The organism is Acidiphilium sp. MT5 (assembly GCF_054767495.1).
The window spans coordinates 429125-447031 of record NZ_BAABMR010000001.1; the positions used below are offsets into that span (position 1 = coordinate 429125).

At 58.3% G+C, this 17907-nt stretch carries 20 protein-coding genes and 1 tRNA gene; 6 read left to right on the forward strand and 15 right to left on the reverse strand.

All coding sequences use genetic code 11. From position 1 onward, the window contains the following. Positions 1-7: 7 nt before the first annotated feature. The 5 genes from lptE to ACYUCQ_RS02025 form a co-directional block, all read right to left on the reverse strand. Positions 8-505: an LPS assembly lipoprotein LptE gene (gene lptE, locus ACYUCQ_RS02005; RefSeq protein WP_460252817.1), complete on the reverse strand. Its 498-nt coding sequence runs from the start codon at positions 503-505 to the stop codon at positions 8-10. A 19-nt stretch (positions 506-524) separates the two neighbouring features. Further along, positions 525-3131 (reverse strand): leucine--tRNA ligase, encoded by a 2607-nt coding sequence (gene leuS, locus ACYUCQ_RS02010; RefSeq protein ID WP_460252818.1) that lies wholly within the window; start codon positions 3129-3131, stop codon positions 525-527. Continuing rightward, positions 3124-3678, reverse strand: coding sequence for a DUF3576 domain-containing protein (locus ACYUCQ_RS02015; RefSeq protein WP_460252819.1), 555 nt, complete (start codon positions 3676-3678; stop codon positions 3124-3126). The genes leuS and ACYUCQ_RS02015 overlap by 8 nt, the downstream gene beginning before the upstream one ends. A gap of 281 nt (positions 3679-3959) precedes the next feature. Then, on the reverse strand, positions 3960-5315 hold the full coding sequence (locus tag ACYUCQ_RS02020) for a porin family protein (RefSeq protein WP_460252820.1): 1356 nt from the start codon (positions 5313-5315) through the stop codon (positions 3960-3962). A 192-nt stretch (positions 5316-5507) separates the two neighbouring features. After that, positions 5508-6086, reverse strand: a complete 579-nt coding sequence (locus ACYUCQ_RS02025; protein ID WP_460252821.1) for a thiamine phosphate synthase — start codon at positions 6084-6086, stop codon at positions 5508-5510. Between ACYUCQ_RS02025 and ACYUCQ_RS02030 the strand changes: the two genes are divergently transcribed. Continuing rightward, on the forward strand, positions 6085-6756 hold the full coding sequence (locus ACYUCQ_RS02030) for a YggS family pyridoxal phosphate-dependent enzyme (protein ID WP_460252822.1): 672 nt from the start codon (positions 6085-6087) through the stop codon (positions 6754-6756). The genes ACYUCQ_RS02025 and ACYUCQ_RS02030 overlap by 2 nt on opposite strands. Here the strand turns inward: ACYUCQ_RS02030 and ACYUCQ_RS02035 are convergent. Then, positions 6753-7733 (reverse strand): D-2-hydroxyacid dehydrogenase, encoded by a 981-nt coding sequence (locus ACYUCQ_RS02035; RefSeq protein ID WP_460252823.1) that lies wholly within the window; start codon positions 7731-7733, stop codon positions 6753-6755. The two genes, ACYUCQ_RS02030 and ACYUCQ_RS02035, sit on opposite strands and share 4 nt — an antisense overlap. A gap of 29 nt (positions 7734-7762) precedes the next feature. Further along, positions 7763-9037, reverse strand: a complete 1275-nt coding sequence (locus tag ACYUCQ_RS02040; RefSeq protein ID WP_460252824.1) for a DUF445 domain-containing protein — start codon at positions 9035-9037, stop codon at positions 7763-7765. Positions 9038-9128: 91 nt separating this feature from the next. Between ACYUCQ_RS02040 and ACYUCQ_RS02045 the strand changes: the two genes are divergently transcribed. Continuing rightward, positions 9129-9965, forward strand: coding sequence for an MBL fold metallo-hydrolase (locus tag ACYUCQ_RS02045; RefSeq protein WP_460252825.1), 837 nt, complete (start codon positions 9129-9131; stop codon positions 9963-9965). 79 nt (positions 9966-10044) lie between these two features. Beyond that, positions 10045-10326 carry a hypothetical protein gene (locus tag ACYUCQ_RS02050; RefSeq protein ID WP_460252826.1) on the forward strand — a complete coding sequence of 94 codons (282 nt, stop codon included), beginning with the start codon at positions 10045-10047 and terminating at the stop codon, positions 10324-10326. Between the two features lie 67 nt (positions 10327-10393). Here the strand turns inward: ACYUCQ_RS02050 and rpoH are convergent, their stop codons facing one another. Next, positions 10394-11305, reverse strand: a complete 912-nt coding sequence (gene rpoH / locus ACYUCQ_RS02055; RefSeq protein ID WP_460252827.1) for an RNA polymerase sigma factor RpoH — start codon at positions 11303-11305, stop codon at positions 10394-10396. A gap of 276 nt (positions 11306-11581) precedes the next feature. Continuing rightward, positions 11582-12508 carry an RluA family pseudouridine synthase gene (locus ACYUCQ_RS02060; protein WP_460252844.1) on the reverse strand — a complete coding sequence of 309 codons (927 nt, stop codon included), beginning with the start codon at positions 12506-12508 and terminating at the stop codon, positions 11582-11584. Positions 12509-12597: 89 nt separating this feature from the next. Between ACYUCQ_RS02060 and ACYUCQ_RS02065 the strand changes: the two genes are divergently transcribed. The 3 genes from ACYUCQ_RS02065 (at position 12598) to ACYUCQ_RS02075 (ending at position 13214) form a co-directional block, all read left to right on the forward strand. Beyond that, on the forward strand, positions 12598-12936 hold the full coding sequence (locus tag ACYUCQ_RS02065; RefSeq protein WP_460252828.1) for a hypothetical protein: 339 nt from the start codon (positions 12598-12600) through the stop codon (positions 12934-12936). After that, a complete protein-coding gene (locus tag ACYUCQ_RS02070; protein ID WP_460252829.1) occupies positions 12933-13103 on the forward strand; it encodes a DUF2256 domain-containing protein in 171 nt (56 codons plus the stop codon). Before ACYUCQ_RS02065 ends, ACYUCQ_RS02070 begins: the two co-directional genes overlap by 4 nt. 35 nt (positions 13104-13138) lie before the next feature. Then, positions 13139-13214 (forward strand) — tRNA-Glu (locus ACYUCQ_RS02075). A gap of 308 nt (positions 13215-13522) precedes the next feature. Here the strand turns inward: ACYUCQ_RS02075 and ACYUCQ_RS02080 are convergent. From ACYUCQ_RS02080 to ACYUCQ_RS02105, 6 genes are all read right to left on the reverse strand, one after another. After that, positions 13523-14260 (reverse strand): hypothetical protein, encoded by a 738-nt coding sequence (locus tag ACYUCQ_RS02080; RefSeq protein ID WP_460252830.1) that lies wholly within the window; start codon positions 14258-14260, stop codon positions 13523-13525. A 294-nt stretch (positions 14261-14554) separates the two neighbouring features. Beyond that, positions 14555-15301 carry a hypothetical protein gene (locus ACYUCQ_RS02085; protein ID WP_460252831.1) on the reverse strand — a complete coding sequence of 249 codons (747 nt, stop codon included), beginning with the start codon at positions 15299-15301 and terminating at the stop codon, positions 14555-14557. A gap of 565 nt (positions 15302-15866) precedes the next feature. Further along, positions 15867-16298: a hypothetical protein gene (locus ACYUCQ_RS02090; protein ID WP_460252832.1), complete on the reverse strand. Its 432-nt coding sequence runs from the start codon at positions 16296-16298 to the stop codon at positions 15867-15869. Beyond that, on the reverse strand, positions 16298-16693 hold the full coding sequence (locus ACYUCQ_RS02095; RefSeq protein WP_460252845.1) for a scabin-related ADP-ribosyltransferase: 396 nt from the start codon (positions 16691-16693) through the stop codon (positions 16298-16300). Before ACYUCQ_RS02095 ends, ACYUCQ_RS02090 begins: the two co-directional genes overlap by 1 nt. Positions 16694-16696: 3 nt before the next feature. Continuing rightward, positions 16697-17350: a hypothetical protein gene (locus ACYUCQ_RS02100; protein ID WP_460252833.1), complete on the reverse strand. Its 654-nt coding sequence runs from the start codon at positions 17348-17350 to the stop codon at positions 16697-16699. Next, positions 17350-17619 carry a hypothetical protein gene (locus ACYUCQ_RS02105; protein ID WP_460252834.1) on the reverse strand — a complete coding sequence of 90 codons (270 nt, stop codon included), beginning with the start codon at positions 17617-17619 and terminating at the stop codon, positions 17350-17352. The genes ACYUCQ_RS02100 and ACYUCQ_RS02105 overlap by 1 nt, the downstream gene beginning before the upstream one ends. Positions 17620-17907: the final 288 nt, after the last annotated feature.

Genomic DNA, 17907 nt, shown 5'->3' on the forward strand with positions numbered 1-17907 from the left:
AGCGCGATCAGCCCGCGTGCGGATGGGCGTTGAAATACGTGGCCAATTCCAAAGTAATTTGCTCTGCAATGGCGCGGGCGAGTTGATGATGCGCCTGATCGTTGGAGAGCGAGAGGGCGAAATACTGATTATCGACAACGTTCACCGCATCCATCGTCGAGGCCGACCCCTTAGTCACCACTTGGCTCGGCTCACCCGCCTTGGTGAGCTGCCAACTGGCATTGGCAAATAGCCGGGTGCGCGAACTTGAACTATCCGGTTGCAAGCCGATCACCTGAGCGCTGATGCCGTAATTGACATGCAAATGATAGCGAAAAAACACCGGCGCCCCGGCCCGCCGCAAATCGGCTTCCAGCGCCTCATGCAGCAATTGCCCCGAGCGATTCGGGATCAGCCCGATCTGAATTTCATCCAATTGTGCCGCCACTGACGGCGTTGCCCCCGAGGACGGGGCATAGACCGGGTGAAACCCGCACCCGGCCAAGGCCGGAACGACCCCGAGCATGAGCAGCAGCGCGCGAAATTTAGGAGCGAATGACAAAATTCACGATCCGATCCGGCACATGGATAGTCTTCACGATAGTTGCCCCCGCGAGCGCCTGGGCAATTTTCGGCTCGGCCATCGCGGCTTGCGTCGCCGTTGCCGCATCCGCGCCAATTGGCAACTCGATGGCAGCGCGCAATTTTCCCATAATTTGCACCCCAATCGTCACCCGATCACGCCGCACCAAGTCGGGATCAGCGACCAACCAGGGCAAATTGGCCACCAAGCCAGCGTCCGGTTCCAGCAGCGCATGGGCGGTCTCGGCCACGTGCGGAATAATCGGTGCCGCCAGACGGATCAGCGCGATAACGGCCTCGCGCCGCGCCGCACCAAGGCCGGCAGAGTTTTTGCCATCGGTATCGCTAATCGCATTGGCCAATTCATAGAGCCGCGCAATCGCAACGTTGAAGGCAAAACCATCAATCGCCTCGCTCACCCCGGCAATTGCCCGGTGCGTTGCCTGCCGCAATGAGCGCGCATCGCCCACCGCCTGATCCAATGCGGTCAGATCACGCGGTTCGGCGGCAATCATTCGGGCAAGCCGATAGACACGTTGAACAAATCGGAACGCGCCCTGCGCGCCCGCCTCGGTCCATTCAACGTCGCGCTCCGGCGGATTGTCTGACAGGGTAAACCAGCGTGCCGCATCCGCGCCAAACCGCTCGATCACCGCCGCCGGATCGACGGTGTTGCGTTTGGATTTCGACATTTTCTCGTTCGGGCCGATGGTCACGCGCTGACCCTGATAGGTTGCGCTGCCATCCGGATGATGGGTCACCTCGTCCGGATAGAGCCAACGTCCATCCTCGGTGCGATAGCTCGCATGGGTGACCATGCCTTGGGTGAACAGGCCGGCGAACGGCTCATCCACCCCCACATGACCGAGCCGATGCAGCGCCCGGGTGAAGAACCGCGCATACAGCAAATGCAAAATCGCGTGCTCAATGCCGCCAATATATTGATCGACCGGCATCCAATGCTTGGTCGCGGCAATATCGGTCGGTGTCGCGGCGCGGGGCGCACAAAACCGGGCAAAATACCAGGAGCTATCGACAAACGTATCGAACGTATCGGTCTCGCGCGCAGCAGCAGCGCCGCATTGTGGGCAAGTCACATGTTTCCAAGTCGGGTGGTGATCGAGCGCGTTGCCGGGCCGGTCGAACGGCAAACCCTCCGGCAGCCTGACCGGTAAATCCCGCTCGGGCACCGGCACCGCGCCGCAAACCTCGCAATGGATCACCGGGATCGGGCAACCCCAAGCCCGTTGCCGCGAAACGCCCCAATCGCGCAAGCGCCAATTCACCACACCCTGGCCGATGCCACGCTGCTCCAATTGCGCAATCACCAGCCGCTTGGCCGCCGCCACATCAAGCCCGGTGAGAAAATCCGAATTGATGATCACGCCATCGCCGGTGAGCGCCACATCGCCAATCTCAGGCGCTGCCTCGCCCTTCGGTGCCACCACAGCAATCACGCTGAGCTGATATTTCCGGGCGAAATCCAAGTCGCGCTGGTCATGCGCCGGGCAGCCAAAAATCGCACCCGTGCCATAATCCATCAACACAAAATTCGCGATCCAAACCGGATAAGTCGCCTCGGTGAATGGGTGCTTCACCCGCAAACCAGTATCAAAACCGCGCTTCTCTGCCGCTTCAATCGCCGCCTCGGAGGTGCCGCTGCTCTGACATTCGGCAATAAAAGCCGAAGCCGCGTCATTCTGCGCCGCCACCGCCAGCGCCAGCGGATGATCCGGCGCGATGGCCAGAAAACTCATCCCAAACAACGTATCGGGCCGGGTGGTATACACCTTGACCTTGTCATGCCCCGCGATCGGTGCGGTGAGCGAAAATTCAACATTCGCGCCCTCGCTGCGCCCAATCCAGTTGCGCTGCATCGTGCGCACCCGCTCCGGCCAACGCTCCAGCGTGTCCAGCCCGGATAGCAATTCATCGGCAAATTCGGTGATTTTGAAAAACCACTGCCGCAGCTTGCGCTTTTCAACCAGCGCGCCGGATTTCCAACCACGCCCATCAATCACCTGCTCATTGGCGAGCACGGTCATATCAACCGGGTCCCAATTCACCGCCGATTCGCGCCGATAAGCGAGGCCCGCGCGCCAGAAATCGAGGAAGATTTTCTGTTGCTGGCCATAATAATCCGGATCGCAGGTGGCGAATTCGCGTGACCAATCCAGCGACAGGCCAACGCGCTTCAAATCGTCGCGCATGGCGGCAATGTTCTGCACCGTCCATTCTGCCGGATCGATGCCGCGCTCGCGCGCCGCATTTTCAGCGGGCAAACCGAACGCGTCCCACCCCATCGGGTGCAGAACATCATAGCCTTGCGCGCGGCGGGCGCGGGCAACCACATCGCCAATCGCGTAGTTACGAACATGACCCATATGGATTTTGCCAGACGGGTAGGGGAACATTTCCAACACATAGCATTTGGGCTTGCTGCCCACAGGCTTATCATTGGTGGCAAAGCACCCTGCCGCCGCCCAGGCCGCCTGCCAATGCGGCTCGGCGGCGCGAAAATCGTAGGAATCCTCAGCGACTCCCACCGCTTGGGTCGGCAGATCAGCCATTGATCTGGCTGCCGCCTTTGAGCTGGGCCGCGCGGGCCAAAATCCGGTCCTCAATCCCATGCGCCGTCGCGGGATCAACCGGCGCATCCACCCAGCCGCTCCCCGCGCGCACTTGGCGGAACACCGAAACTTTCAAATTATTCGCAGCCAGCGTTTTGCCCAGCACATAGGCCGTTGCTTTGAAACGTTCATTGGCGTTGCCGGGCGGTGAATACCAATCGGTGATAATCACCCCAGCGAACGGGTCCGCCGAAGCGAGCGGCATGAAGCTCAGCGTATCGAGCGAGGCGCGCCACAAATAGGCATTCACCGCAACCCCGGTGGCGCCAGCGCTTTCATGACCCCCTTTGCCAAAGGTGAATAAATCGCCAATCCCGCCGCTACCATTGCCCTGCATTTGGGTGGGCACCCGATAGGTTTCCATATTGGGCAGGTTGGGCTGCTTGGCGTTGCTGCAGGCGGCCAAAGCGAGCACGCAGCTCGCGGCGATCACGGGCGCTGTGGCACGCCGGGCGAGGGTCAGGTGAGAAAAGAGGTGAGGGCGCACTGTGGTCTCCGCTAGAGCAATATTGCTTTGTATCGAATCTTCGGATTCGAGACAAATCAACGACATTGATCGCCAAACAAAGGATAGAGCCTGATTGATCCAAACCAATCAGCTCTCGGTGAGCCGGCTGATCCGGACAATCACACAAAACTGTTTAACCGTGTGATCGATGAACGCCAAGAGCAGCCGCGTCGATTGCGCAGGATCGGCCACCACCCGGCACGAAAAAGGGCGGCGGATTGCTCCGCCGCCCGATTCAGCACCCGATCCGAAGGATCAGATTACCACTTCAACTGCGCACCAGCGCTGATCGCCTGCGACTGGACGTTGTTGCCAACCACAATTGGACTGGTCTTCCCGGCTGTTCCTGCGAGGTCCGCGCCGTATTGGTGACGATGACCATAGAGGTAAGTCGCGTAGACGCCGAAATGCGGAGATAAGGCGTAGTTTGCGCCGACATCAAAGCCATAGTCGGTTTCGGTTCGCCCGATCATGCTGCCTAGCGTGTAATCACCAGCAGATTGGTTATTGAAATATTGGGCACCAATCGTAGCCGGACCCATCGTGTAAACGCCGGTCACTTCATAGAACAGCGCATCACGCTGACCCGGCAGAAGGAACGTGTAGCCATTGTTCACTTGACCGGATTTGAAGTTTGCGCCGAGTAGGAACCCACCATAAGTTACTTGCGCGGAGAACTGATCAACGCGCAGACCTTTATACTGCGGATTGGTTACAGTTGTCGTCGATTTCCCCGTAATGAGACCGGCGCTGTTAACGCCAGTTTGGGTTATGGTGGTCGTGCTAAGAGGACCGCTGCTTCCGATCGGCGAAGCCATCAAGTAGGCCGCACTGACCTTATAGCCAATTGCTCCGGCTTTACCGGTATATTCGGCAGCAGCGCCCAACGTGTTCTTGCGGCGCGCGTTCCCCGCACCGCCTGGCGCACTGGCCAGCGTGGCGCAGTCGACGCCCGGCAGACCGCAGGTCTCGCCTTCCTTGAAACCATTCGAGTTTGGCTCGAAGTCAAAGCCAACCTGGAAACCGGCGATGTCTGGCGAGAGGTAAACGATCTTGTTGGTGGTGTAGAGCGCGCCAGAGACCGAGAACAAACCCTTCGGCTCAGCATTGCCCGGAGTCGCTGCACCAACGCCACCGTCAGAGTTGAACTCATTGCCGTCACCGTAATTGTAATACTCACCGGTGGTCAGCAAATCCCAGGTGCCGTCAGTCTGGCCAAAACGGACATAGCCCGCTTCCTTGGTGCCAACATACGCATAGGCACGACGAATCACCAATGATTCAACGCCGCCGCCGCCTTCGTGAATGCCTTGACCGGCATTGGTGAATGCGGTGCGTAGTTCAGACGCGACACCGTATTGCAGGCCACCCTCGGTGGTCCCGTCAAAACCCGGATACAGGCGGAGGAAGCCGCTCATGCCAATCGGGTTCAGCTTGTAACCATTCACCGTATTGATCGACGAACCAATGTCGTTGATCTGGTCGTTCAACAACCCGTTCAGGTGCACGACAATCGTGCCCGGCGCGGGCGCCTTAGCCGCTTGGGCATGGGCGACGCCGGAAGCGGCGGCCAACATGCCGAGCGACGCAACCGTCGCCAAAAGATACTTGCGCATTCGAATCCCCTTTGTGTCGTTACCGGATAACCCGGCTAAAAACCCCGAGACGATCGCTCATCGTATTCACGACAATCCGACCACTGGCGTCACGGTTGGTGGATTAACAGCAAATCGATGGGAGCGCGCAACCACATAGACCAGTAATTTCAGGATTTTTGAACGAATGTTGTTTTGACGACACAGTCGCAATCACCCCGTGATCAGCGCATCAATCGCGCCCGCACCGCCACAAAAATTCCCAAGCTGCCGTAGCGTCAACCCGCGCACGCCGCCCAGCGCCAACACCGGAACCGGGCTAAACCGCGCCAATTGCCGCCATTGCCAGGCACCAAGCCCCGTTTGCGCGGGGTGGCTGGCCGTGGCGAACAAGGGCGAGAGAAAAATCAAATCGGCCCCCGCCCGCGCCGCACGGCGCAGCTCCACGCCGTTATGCGCGGAAGCGGTAATCCAGCCATGCGGTTTGGGCATGCGGCGCCCGGCCCCTCGGCGCCGGTGCTCGCCGGCATGCGCCGGCGCCGCGTCATCGCCCGCCACCACCAGCGGGATTCGCCGCGCCCGGCACAGATTGATCACCCGCCCCAACGTCGCGTCGCGCGCCGGATCATCATCATGACGAAACACCACGCCCGCAATATCGGCAGGAAGTCGGGCAATCACCGGCAGCGGATCGGGCAACCGCCGGAAATCGGTAAAAAACCACAAGGTTGGGTGCGCGCAGCGCCGCCGCCGCTTGACCGCCCGCGCATCCGCAATCAACCTCTGATCCATGACCACGCTCACTCCCATCGCCGCATCACTCACCGCCTTGCGCGCCCGCATCGCCGCCGCTGCGCAGGGCCGCGCGGTCACGCTGATCGCCGTCTCGAAAACCCAACCCGCCGCCGCGATCATTGAGGCGCTCGCGGCGGGGCAATTGGTCTTCGGCGAAAACCGGGTGCAGGAAGCCGCGACCAAATTCCCCGATTTGCGGATCACCCATCCCGATATCGATCTGCATTGTATCGGCGCCCTGCAATCCAACAAAGCCCGCGATGCCGTGCTGCTATTTGACCAAATCGAGTCGCTCGATCGCCCCAAGCTCGCCGATGCGCTGGCCGACGCTGCCGACCGTGAAGGCACGCTGCCTTATTTACTGGTGCAGGTGAATATCGGCGATGAGCCGCAAAAGGCCGGCATTGCCCGCGCCGACGCCGATCAATTCATCACCGCCATGCGGGCGCGATTTGGTGATAAATTGCGCGGCCTGATGGCGATTCCGCCCGTTGGCCAGGACCCGAAACCGTATTTCCACGATTTGGTGGCCATGGCAGACCATCACGGCTTGCCGATCCGCTCGATTGGCATGTCAGACGATTTCGAGGCGGCCATCGCGTGCGGTGCCACCCAGGTGCGGATCGGCTCGGCGCTGTTCGGCGCCCGACCCCCAATCACGCTTTAATAGCCCTTGACCCGATCCACCAAGGTCGGCGGCACGCGCCCCTGCGCGATGGCGCGCAGATTATCGAAAAACACCGCCAAGGTCGCAGCGTTATAGCGCAGCGGATCATCCGATGAGATATGCGGCGTGATGATCAAATTCGGCGCATCCCAGATCGGATCATCCGTCGGGATTGGCTCCTGCGCAAACACATCAAGCACCGCCCCAGCCAAGTGTCCGCGCCGCAAGGCGGCAATCAGGGCCGCCTGATCAATCAACCCGCCCCGGCCGATATTAATCACCCCGGCTCCTGCGGGCAGGTGCGAAATCCGCCGTGCATCCAGCACATTGCGCGTAGCGTCCGTGAGCGGACAGGCCAGCAGCAACAAATCCGTCGTGGGTAAAACCTGGTCCAGTTGATCGATATTTTTGGTTTCATCGCAATCGGGATGCGGCACGCTGCCATATCGGATGCCGGTGACATGCACGCCAAATTGCCGCGCCCGCCGCGCCGCACCGCCGCCTAAGCCGCCAACGCCAATAATGGTGGCGCGCCGACCGGCAATGATGCCCGACGGCAACCGCTCCCATTTTTTCGTCCGCTGGTTGCTGGCAAAGCGCGGCATATGCGTCGCCAACATCAACATCGCCATGATCGAAAACTCGCCAGCGCGATCAGCATGCACGCCGCGATTATTCAGCAGCAACGCCGTCTTTGGAATCCGATCAAACGGCGCGAGCGGGTCAACACCGGCACTGGTCGATTGGATCAGCCGCAAATGCGGGGCCAACCCAAGATCAAGCGCACGAATCGTGTGCGGCCCCGCAATCAGCGCCTCAATCATCGGCGCGTGTTCCGCAAATTCTTCAAAGCTCGTGCCAAAACTCACCTGATGCCCCGCACCAATCGGCCCGGCCAATGCAGCGGCCTCGGCGAACTCGGCTGGCGTCATCGGATCAAAGGGTGAGTCAGCAAGCTCGTGAATATGAATGCGCATCGCGGTTCGCTCCTTTGGACCTGCGCCGCTCAACCCGCGCGATGCAAGCCGAAATGGATCAACCCAAACAAGATCAATCCGATCAAAAACCCAACCAACGTGCCGTTCATCCGAATGAATTGCAAATCGCGCCCCACCCGCAATTCGAGCTTGTCGGTAATGGTCTTGGCGTCCCAATTCCCCACCACCCGCCCAATAAACCCCGCAATCTCAGCCTGTGCGGCGGGCAGCAGCCTTGCCACCACCGCACCGGCAGCCCCCGAAATTCGCGCCCGGGCGGTCGGGTCTTCAGCGAGCACGATTCCCAGATTGCCCAGCGCGTTCTGGATCAACACGATTGAATGACCTTCTGGCTTGCGCGAGTCGGTCACGATGACGGTGCGCAAGCGTTGCCAAATATCAGCCCCCCAGGCCCGCACGCTCTCATGCGTCGCAAGACGGCGCAGCACGCCGCCCAATTCCGCCGCACGATCGGGGTCTTCGGTCAGCCGGGCAATTTCCCGATGCACCCATTCATCGAAAGCGTCGCGCAATTCCGATCCATCCGGCCCCACCCGATCCAGCTCGACATTCAGCGCCGTCACCACTTTGCTGGCGATATTGGCCCCAACCGCCCAGCCGACCAGCACACCGCCTTGCTCGCGCACCCGATCGCGCACGATCAGTTTCAAATCCGCCTCGCGGGCGCGTAAAATCTCGCGCAACTGACCAAGCACGAAACTAAACACCTCTTGATGACGCCCGCTTTCCACCAACGCGCTCAGCGCCCGCGCCACCACCCGTCCCGCCGCCGGCCCGCCAGCAACCCGGGGCAATAACCGGCCCAGCAGGCGCTTGGCGCGGCCATCCTCGATCGATTGCAATAAGCGCGGCAACGACTCCGCGATGGCCCCAGCCATGGGTCGCGCGAGCGCCGGGTCCGCCAAAAATTTCCCGAGTAATTGCGGTACGTCCAGCCCGGCCAAAAACCGGGCCACATCGGCCTCGGTGAACACATGGTTCGCCACAAACCGGCCCAACGCAGCCCCCAGCCGTTCCTTTTGCGCGGGTAAAATGGCGGTATGGGGGATCGGTAAGCCGAGCGGGTGGCGAAACAGCGCCGTCACCGCGAACCAATCGGCAATCCCGCCAATCAAGCCGGCCTTGGCGGCATCGCGCAGTGCCAAACTTCCCACACTGTCAGGCAACACATAACCCAACACGGTTAGCGCCGCCATCAAAACTAATAATCCCGTCGCCACCGCCCGGTAGCGCGCCAGCGTTCGCCGGAGCGGCGCTTCGGGATCAATGTCACCTTCATCCATGGTGCGGATGTGGCGCAGCCCAAGCGGCGCGGCAAGAGGCCCCTTGCTTATTGCCCTTGCCGATAGCTTCTTATCGCCTTAGTCAGACCTCATGCCCTTTTTAACCGAAGACGAACCACCCCGTGGCGTGCCGCTCGATGTCATTCCCGGCGTGCGCCGTGTTGTTGCCCGTAATCCCGGCGTGATGACCTATCATGGCACCAACACTTATTTGATCGCGCAGGAGGACGGCCTGACCATCCTCGATCCAGGCCCCGATGACGCGCAGCATGTTCAGGACGTTCTGAACGCGGCGCATGATCAACCCATCCGACGCATTTTATTATCCCACACCCATCACGATCATCGCGGGGCCACCGCCGCCCTGCAAGCAGCCACCGGCGCGCCGACCTACGGGTATTTCCGCTCGGCCTCGCCTTTATTCACCCCCGACATCCCGCTGCATCATGGCGATGCAATCGGGGATTTGCTCGCCCTGCACACGCCCGGCCATGCCAGCGATCACTTGGCTTATATCTGGAAGGCCCCGGATACCGGCACAATTCTGTTCAGCGCGGACCATGTGATGTCTTGGTCATCCTCGATCGTCAATCCGCCGGATGGCGACATGCAGGCCTATTATGCCAGCCTGAATTTGCTGCTCGCCCGTGACGAGGTCGCCTATTTGCCGGGTCATGGCCCGGTGCTCTGGCAACCGCGCACGCTGGTGGCGGAAATGCTTGCGCACCGCCATCGGCGTGAAACCGCGATCCTCGATGCGCTGCGCACCCAACCAGCCACAATCCCCGATCTGGCCGCAACGCTCTACGCCAAACAGCATCCGATGCTGAAAATGGCCGCCGAGCGCAATGTGTTGGCGCATTTGCTCAAACTTCAGGCGGAATCCATGGCGGTCGAAGCGGATGGGGTGTGGTCCGCCGTCCATTGAACGTCCCACCATCACAAATACGTGACAGATCGTTACCGTTATGATACGCAGACCTCATCATTATGAGGAGCGTTTACCCATGACCAAATCAATTCTTCTCCGCACCACCCTGGCCCTGGGGCTACTGGGCTTCTTTGTCGGCCAAGCCCAAGCGGTTGGCTGCGTTTCAGGCGCCGTTGTCGGCGCCGTCGCCGGGCATGAGGCGCATCATCACGCGATTCTCGGCGCGATTGGCGGCTGCATTGCCGGCCATGAACTCGCCGTTCATGAAAAGAAGGTGGCGAAGGCGAAAAAACTCACCGCCGAACAGTTGAATGCTGAGCAGCTTCAGCAAATCCAAGCACAAAAAAAGGCGCAATAAACGCCTAAAAAAATGACGGCCGACCTTTGATCGGGTCGGCCGTCTTTTATTTTCCGATAAATCGGCGTTACGCGTCCGCCAAACTCAGCACGGCTTGCCGCTGATCTGCGCGTTGCTCGGCAACTTGCGCCTTCATCGATTTCTGCAGCTTTTCGAACGCCCGCACCTCAATCTGGCGCACCCGCTCGCGTGAGATATTATATTGCTGCGACAAATCTTCGAGCGTGGTGGGGTTATCCTTCAGCCGCCGCTCAATCAGAATATGCCGCTCACGATCATTCAGGGTTTTCAGCGCCGTCGCGAGCAAAGCCCGCCGCCCAGTCATTTCCTCATGATCGCCGATCATGGTTTCCTGGCTCTCGCTGTCATCGACCAGCCAATCCTGCCATTCACCATCACCATCAAGCCGGATCGGCGAGTTCAAACTATGATCCGGCGCCGCGAGGCGACGATTCATGCTCACCACATCCTGCTCAGGCACATCCAACATGCGGGCAACATGCGCCACCTGCTCGGGCTGCAAATCCCCATCATCAATCGCGCGCATCTGGCCCTTCAGCCGGCGGAGATTGAAAAACAGCTTCTTCTGCGACGCCGTGGTGCCCATTTTCACCAGCGACCAGGAATGGAGGATATATTCCTGGATTGCCGCACGGATCCACCACATCGCATAGGTCGCCAGCCGGAAACCCCGTTCCGGATCAAACCGTTTAACCGCCTGCATCATGCCGACATTGCCTTCCGAAATCAGCTCGGAGACCGGCAGGCCGTAACCGCGATACCCCATCGCGATTTTGGCCACGAGGCGTAAATGCGAGGTGACCAGCTTGTGCGCAGCCCGGTGATCTTCGCGATCCCGCCAGGCACGCGCGAGCCGATCCTCCTCCTCAGGGGTGAGCATCGGAAATTTGCGGATCTCTTGCAGATACCGCGCCATGTTGCCCTCGGTGGGGGCGAGCGAACCGATTCCAGAGGCCATCGGGCTACTCCCTTCGTCCATTTGTTTCGTGCCGAATACGGACTGAACAATGCTCCCAGATGCAGGACGCATCCAATCCGAACCGGCAACTCAGACAGAATCAATATATGACCATCATACACTAGTCAGCGCTCCTGACGTATCACGAACCCGCGAGAACCCCTAAAAAGGCAGTAACTCCCGAGCAAGAACGCTTTGGGTCTCTCTCAACCCAGACAAATCCGCATTAAAGGGAATATCGGGCTTTGTCAAGAAAATGGACTTGCGCGGTCCTGATTAAAATTCGCAACTGCGTAGCAAAATCAGCAAATCAGCCAAGTCGGCGGGCAGGGGGGTCTCAAAGCTCAACGCCGCCCCCGAACGCGGATGGCGAAACCCAAGCCGATGCGCGTGCAACGCTTGTCGCGGAAAATCGAGCAAAGCCCGCCGCAGCGTCGGATCAAACCGGGCGGCCATTGCGGGTATGCGCCGCAGGTAAACCGGGTCCCCAATTAATGGATGCCCGCGTGCAGCAAGATGTACTCTGATCTGATGGGTTCGCCCCGTCGCCAGCCGGCATGTCAGCACCGAAGCCGAGGCCGCGAAACTCTCCTCGACCCGATAGCGCGTCAGGGCGGCCTTTCCGCCCCGCGTGACCACCGCCATTCGCTTGCGATCCCGTGGATCGCGGCCAATATCGCCTTCGATCTCGCCTTCGCGCGCACCGGGAACGCCCCAGCAAACAGCCGTATAGGCCCGGTCAATATCGCGTGCCGCAAACGCCGCCGACAATGCCACATGGGTCATCTCGGTCTTCGCCACCACCATCAAGCCGGACGTGTCCTTGTCCAGACGATGCACAATGCCGGGCCGCCGCTCCGCGCCAATGCCGGTCAGGCTGTCGCCACAATGAGCGATCAACGCATTAACCAAGGTGCCATCCAGATTACCCGGTGCCGGATGCACAACCAGCCCAGCCGGCTTGTCGAGCACCAGCAAATCGGCATCCTCATATAAAATCGTCAGCGCCATGGGCTGGCCAACGGGTGTCGCAGGCTCGGGGGCAGGCATCGCAATGGCGTATACCGCACCCGCTCGCACCGCCGTCGCTGGTGCCGTGATGGGCATGCCCGCCATGCTCACCGCACCCGCCTCGATCAGATTTTTGATCCGCGCCCGTGACACGCTGCCCAGCCTTGCGGCAATAAAGCGGTCAAGGCGCATGCCCGCATCCGCGGCCTCGGCCAAAAACGGGCCGGGCGGCGGCGCTGATGGCAAAGAAGCTGATGGCAAAGAATCGGAGACCAAGGGCGATGGATCAGACACAGAGTTACCGCGGGTTAAAGGCGTTGGTGATTGGGATGGGCGTGCTGATCATCATCGGCACGGCAATGGTGATCGGCGTGATTATTCACCGCCTCTATGCCGTATCCACCGCACCCAAGCCAGAGCCTAGCCCCCTCGCAGCACGGCCAACCGCCCCGTTTCACACAGGCATTCCAGCGCCGAACGGTGGCGCCATCAAAAGCGTCATTGCCCTGGGCCATAACCTCGCCGTGCGCGTCAGCACGCCCCAGGGCGGTGAGATCGTTCTCATCAATCCGCGCACCGGTGCCATCACCGGGACCATCACGCTGGGCGGCGCGCCATGATCGCCAAAGCCAATCTTCCGCAAAAAATTTGCGAGGCCTGCAAGCGCCCATTCACCTGGCGCCGCAAATGGGCGCGCGATTGGGATCAGGTGCGCTATTGCTCGGATGCCTGCCGCACCGGTCGGCGGGCAAACGCGATCAAACAAAAAAATCGCCCCCCCGCTTGATGCCGCCGCAATTTCCGCATATGTGGCTCTCCAACGTCCCGTTCGTCTAGAGGCCTAGGACACTGCCCTTTCACGGCGGCAACAGGGGTTCGAATCCCCTACGGGATACCATATCCAATAATTCAACGATAATAATTGACCCAATTCCAGCGCGTAGGATGGGATGCGCTTGAGCACCCCATCATCTCGGAACCACCGCACGCCAACACCACCCTTTTGCTCCTGTTCCGCAAAACCCTCGGCGCCCCCGACTACGCCCGCTTCGATCTTTCGCCCAAGTGGGCCATCTGGCACCGTATTTCCGCTCTTTCGCTCCGCTTCCGCTCGCTCGCCCCGAACCCGCGGCAACGCTTGCGCATACTCCTCCTCAATCGAGGCCACCGGATCAGCCGGCCCAATCATCTCTTGGGTAATCTCAATCACGCCGCACCATCCAGCAGCCTCTTCACCGCCGTAAAATCCGGCGGTGACGGATCAAGCCCCGGCACCGGCGCAGATAGAGGCGGCTTTTTCGCTGGGTACGGGCACCAACCACCAAACAACGGCTTCGAGAGATTAAAAAATACCTGCAAATAGTTTTCTGGTGACGGATGAGCCGGAAAGACCCCTTTAAACCTCTTGGCTTCCAGCATTTTTTTCTTCAATGGCGGCAAATTCATCCCTCCACCAATCGGCGGAATAATCGCGCCCGCCCGCATCCCCGCCGCCACCGCCGATAATTCCTCAACCAATTCTTGCTCAGAAAGCAGCAGCGGATCACCATAGCGACGCATCGCCGCAATCAAATCATCCAGCATCGAGAGTACCACCGGCGTGTGCCGTGGCTTCAGCAAGCCCGGACCTTGAAGAATCCGGGTTAACTCGCCCATGGACGTAGCAATCTCTTTGCTATCATCCACCTCACCCGAGCCCACCAAATAACACAACGTCCCAATCCACCGCCGATCCAGCGGAATTGGCACCCGCCGCGCCACCAGTTCTCGCTCCAGCCACCGCAACTGATAAACCATCCGCCCATGCGCGGTATTGTTCGAGGGATCATGCCCCCGAAACGCCTCCAGCAAAAATCGAACTCGCGGCAGCGCTTGCGCATATTCCTCCTCAATCGAAGCCACCGGATCGGCAGGCCCGATCATCGCTTGGGTAATCTCAATCACGCCGCACCATCCAGCAACCGCTTCACCGCCGTAAAATCCGGCGGCGATGGATCATTACACACAGTTTGCGACATCAAAACTCCATTGGCTCAATGGCAGACCCGCCATATCAGGCAAAGAAATATCCGATCACTAAATCTTACTCTGGAGGCTCCCACAGCGAGTTTTCCCGGAACAAATCTGTGATTTTCCCATCATTATCGACATACCACCATCCGCGTATCAATTCGTCTGGAATCGCCGGAAACAAAGCTTCACCATGAAACAACACTCAAAATCACAACCCACCAGCCCCTAAGCGCCTTGGCGCTGCTTTTTGCGAAGCGCCATGGCTTCTTTCTTTTTCAGAAACGTAATTTCTTTCTTGATATCCGGATCATCTTTCAATTCCTCGATAGTCTGCCGGGCCAACGGATTTTTTGATTCGCAAAGCGGCCCTAAGAAAAATATCCGGGTGCTCCCGTTTGATGTGTCTTTGATGAGTGAAATAACTTCCCCAAGCACAGCATCGGTCGCGATGGCCGCCAACGCAACCGCAAGACCGTCCTTGTACCCGCGCATAACCCCGTTCTCCTGACCCTCCTCGGCCTTCTTATATTCCGCGACCAAAATCGGCCAAGCGTCCACCGCATCGGACACCGCCAAAGCACGCGCAATCCCCTCCTTAATCCGGTCTGAATAAGGTCGCGTTAAATGCCGGAGCAAAATCGGAATGGCCTCAGGATAAGGTTCGGCTGTATTCACCAAATCCCAGACTGAATCCACACCCGGATCCCAACCAATCGCACGAAGATCAGCCAGGAGCGGTTCTTCCTCGATCCGAAGCTTTTTGGAAAATTCTTTGCGTTTTTGTCTTTTCAGTTCGTTGATTTGACGTAACCTCGATGTTTCGTCGTCAGTTAGTTGCCACCGAATAAGGTCCCTGACGGAGAGGTTTTTTAACTCCTCATCCGTTAAAGGTTGACGAGGCGGTTTCATCGGCATTTTCTCCTTCATTGAGGGATGTTCTCCCAATATCATCACCGGTGCAATCTCAATCATCCCGCACCATCCAGCAACCGCTTGAACGCCATAAAATCAGGCGTCGGCAGATCAAGCCTCAGCACCAGCGCAGGTAGAGGTGGCTTTTCCGCCGGATACGGGCAAAACCGATGAAAAAATACGCGCAACAGATGGCCGTATTCCACAAATATCCAGCTAACCAGATCAGCGAACGCCTTTCCTGGGCAATCAGCCAGCGCACCTGAAAGCCCGCCCAAAGCTCACGAAATCCCGAAACGGTCTGCGGCGAACAGTTACCTCGCTCCTGCAATCCCCGCTCAATCCGCGAACGGAAACTGCAGCCCAAAGCTCAAACCGTCACCGGATAAGCGTCAATTCCCATGACCGGCGCAAAGAGCAACCTACCCCGGCAAAATGGCTGGCTGCTGCAAACACTCCCCGGCCATCACATCCCCTTCGTCGCACGCACCTGATCGGCTTCCTCGAAGACCCCGACATAATTTCGTTCGACGGCGCGAATGCCCGAATCGGTCGTGTGCTTTCGACGCTATGCCCTCGACCTTACGGAAGGTATAGGCCTCTGAGTCGACAAGGGCGAGCTGGCTTACCGTGAATCTTGATTTTGGAATTTAGAGTTAGGTCTAAATTGTTTTGTTAGAATTCCATCTTCGTCGATGTACCACCAACCAACAATCTTATTTTCTGGGATATTCGGAAACATAGATTCTGCATCAGGAGCAATTTCTGCAACCCATTTATTAGGATTATGCCTCGCGCCAGCATGCATATATTTTGGCAGATTCCGATCGCATATCTCAATTGGACGATAGTTTGGATTTCTCATAAATACACCAGTTAGATATCCATATTTATCTACTTCCCAAGCCCCAATAATTGCTTCAGGTGGCGTGCGTTCCCTTGCCGAGTACTGGAAATCTACATCGTATACCCAACTATTTGGTTGCTTTTTTGCCGCAGCAATCAACCTACTATCAGTAGGCGGCGTTCTCACTTCACGGTTATTTTTATCAATCATTATGGGTTTCCACCATAGTTGGGATTCATTATGAAACTACCTAAATCACCATTTGGTAGTATTTGTTGCGCACCGACAATCGATTCTATCGGAATTTTACCTATTATCGCCATCTCTTCTTCATCTGAAAACGGATTTGTTGGATAGACTTGATTAATATTAACAATTTCTAAACCGGAACCGTCAATCTGATAAAAATATTTTCCGGGTAATCCAAAATCAGGATTCTGCAAAATATTTGGATTTGTTGATGTTCCTATAAATATACTTGGTGAGTTAGTGTTTACATAATTTTGTATATCTGTGTCTTCTCCTCTAGCGTTGAAGCCGTTTTCAAAAATATCATCAGTTCCTCTGCCATCTATGCGCCAAAGCTTCTGATCGTTCGGTAAAATTGTTTAGTTCTCAACCTTACTACCTCCGTTTTGAATATTTTTATCTATTTTTTCATGATTCCTGACCCGCCCGGGCGCGACGACTTCTTCCCCCTTCTGAGGCAGCGTTCCCTCGCTAAACCGCTCCATCACCGCCGCCAACAGCGCAGTAACCCCCAGCGACACCAACCCCTCCGCCGCCCGCTTCGCCGCCGCATCAATCGTCGCCTGATTCTTCGCGTTCGCCGCCATCACCACCGCCGCGAATAGGTCGCGCAGCGTCAAAACCCCGGACCAGCCAAACTGCGCCAGCGCCAGCGAAAACAGCGCAATATCCACCGCACCATCGGCAACCGGCACCGCCTGCGCCACAATCACTACCACAAAAATCGCCGCCACAACCTCCAGATTGCGCAGCGAAAAAAATGCCCGCAACTGCTCGCCGATCGCCGGGCCAAACGCCGCTGCCGCGGCCGCCGGCACCGCCGCAAACATCGCCATAATCCGTTGCTTGCGGCTCCAGGATGCAACATCGCCACTCGGCAGCGGCGCTGGCTCGGGACGGGGGCGCACCAAATTGAACCGTGGATCATCCTCCAGGTAAAATACCGCCAACGCACCGTTCTGCGTATCGCGGCCCAACCGCTCAACCAACACCCGCGGCTCACTCTGCGGCATTATCCCAGACCAAAAAAATAAAACTCCCGAAGCTTATGAATAGCGCCGCCATAAAGCCCGTCCGTCTGGCTATAATCGCGAATTCGCTTCAGCAACTGCTCGAATAACATCGACGGAAGGCCACCGCGCAACGGCAATTGCATAATCTGAAATGTTTGCAACCGCGCCGTATCCGGTGAGGCTGGCACAATCAAAAATTTGCCATGAATATGCCAATCGCCCAGCACCAAACGCGGCCACGCCATCACGTGATCAGGCGCGGCGTTCATGCCAAACGAAGAAATCGCATTGCCCACGGCTACGCGCAATCACTCTGACGATAATACCAACGCATTAACATCAAGACCCCGTCTAAACCCACCCCAACCTTAACCATAGTCACAATAACAGCACAAGCCATCGTGGCAACCATTGCCCAGCCCTACCCAACCACCCTAATTTTGCCCCTTTCGCACCCACCCCCTCCTATGCCATGTTAGGCACATGGAGCAGGTCACTAACCCCCTCGCACAGAGTCTCGCCGACCGCTTCACCGCGATCGCGCACATGCTCCGCAA

Excerpts from the sequence above, each read along its gene's own strand:
- lptE (WP_460252817.1), bottom strand. The coding sequence starts at position 505 with ATGCTCGGGGTCGTTCCGGCCTTGGCCGGGTGCGGGTTTCACCCGGTC.
- leuS (WP_460252818.1), bottom strand. The coding sequence starts at position 3,131 with ATGGCTGATCTGCCGACCCAAGCGGTGGGAGTCGCTGAGGATTCCTAC.
- ACYUCQ_RS02020 (WP_460252820.1), bottom strand. The coding sequence starts at position 5,315 with ATGCGCAAGTATCTTTTGGCGACGGTTGCGTCGCTCGGCATGTTGGCC.
- ACYUCQ_RS02030 (WP_460252822.1), top strand. The coding sequence starts at position 6,085 with ATGACCACGCTCACTCCCATCGCCGCATCACTCACCGCCTTGCGCGCC.
- ACYUCQ_RS02025 (WP_460252821.1), bottom strand. The coding sequence starts at position 6,086 with ATGGATCAGAGGTTGATTGCGGATGCGCGGGCGGTCAAGCGGCGGCGG.
- ACYUCQ_RS02035 (WP_460252823.1), bottom strand. The coding sequence starts at position 7,733 with ATGCGCATTCATATTCACGAGCTTGCTGACTCACCCTTTGATCCGATG.
- ACYUCQ_RS02040 (WP_460252824.1), bottom strand. The coding sequence starts at position 9,037 with ATGGATGAAGGTGACATTGATCCCGAAGCGCCGCTCCGGCGAACGCTG.
- ACYUCQ_RS02045 (WP_460252825.1), top strand. The coding sequence starts at position 9,129 with ATGCCCTTTTTAACCGAAGACGAACCACCCCGTGGCGTGCCGCTCGAT.
- ACYUCQ_RS02050 (WP_460252826.1), top strand. The coding sequence starts at position 10,045 with ATGACCAAATCAATTCTTCTCCGCACCACCCTGGCCCTGGGGCTACTG.
- rpoH (WP_460252827.1), bottom strand. The coding sequence starts at position 11,305 with ATGGCCTCTGGAATCGGTTCGCTCGCCCCCACCGAGGGCAACATGGCG.
- ACYUCQ_RS02060 (WP_460252844.1), bottom strand. The coding sequence starts at position 12,508 with ATGCGCCTTGACCGCTTTATTGCCGCAAGGCTGGGCAGCGTGTCACGG.
- ACYUCQ_RS02065 (WP_460252828.1), top strand. The coding sequence starts at position 12,598 with ATGGATCAGACACAGAGTTACCGCGGGTTAAAGGCGTTGGTGATTGGG.
- ACYUCQ_RS02070 (WP_460252829.1), top strand. The coding sequence starts at position 12,933 with ATGATCGCCAAAGCCAATCTTCCGCAAAAAATTTGCGAGGCCTGCAAG.
- ACYUCQ_RS02085 (WP_460252831.1), bottom strand. The coding sequence starts at position 15,301 with ATGATTGAGATTGCACCGGTGATGATATTGGGAGAACATCCCTCAATG.
- ACYUCQ_RS02090 (WP_460252832.1), bottom strand. The coding sequence starts at position 16,298 with ATGATTGATAAAAATAACCGTGAAGTGAGAACGCCGCCTACTGATAGT.
- ACYUCQ_RS02100 (WP_460252833.1), bottom strand. The coding sequence starts at position 17,350 with ATGCCGCAGAGTGAGCCGCGGGTGTTGGTTGAGCGGTTGGGCCGCGAT.
- ACYUCQ_RS02105 (WP_460252834.1), bottom strand. The coding sequence starts at position 17,619 with ATGAACGCCGCGCCTGATCACGTGATGGCGTGGCCGCGTTTGGTGCTG.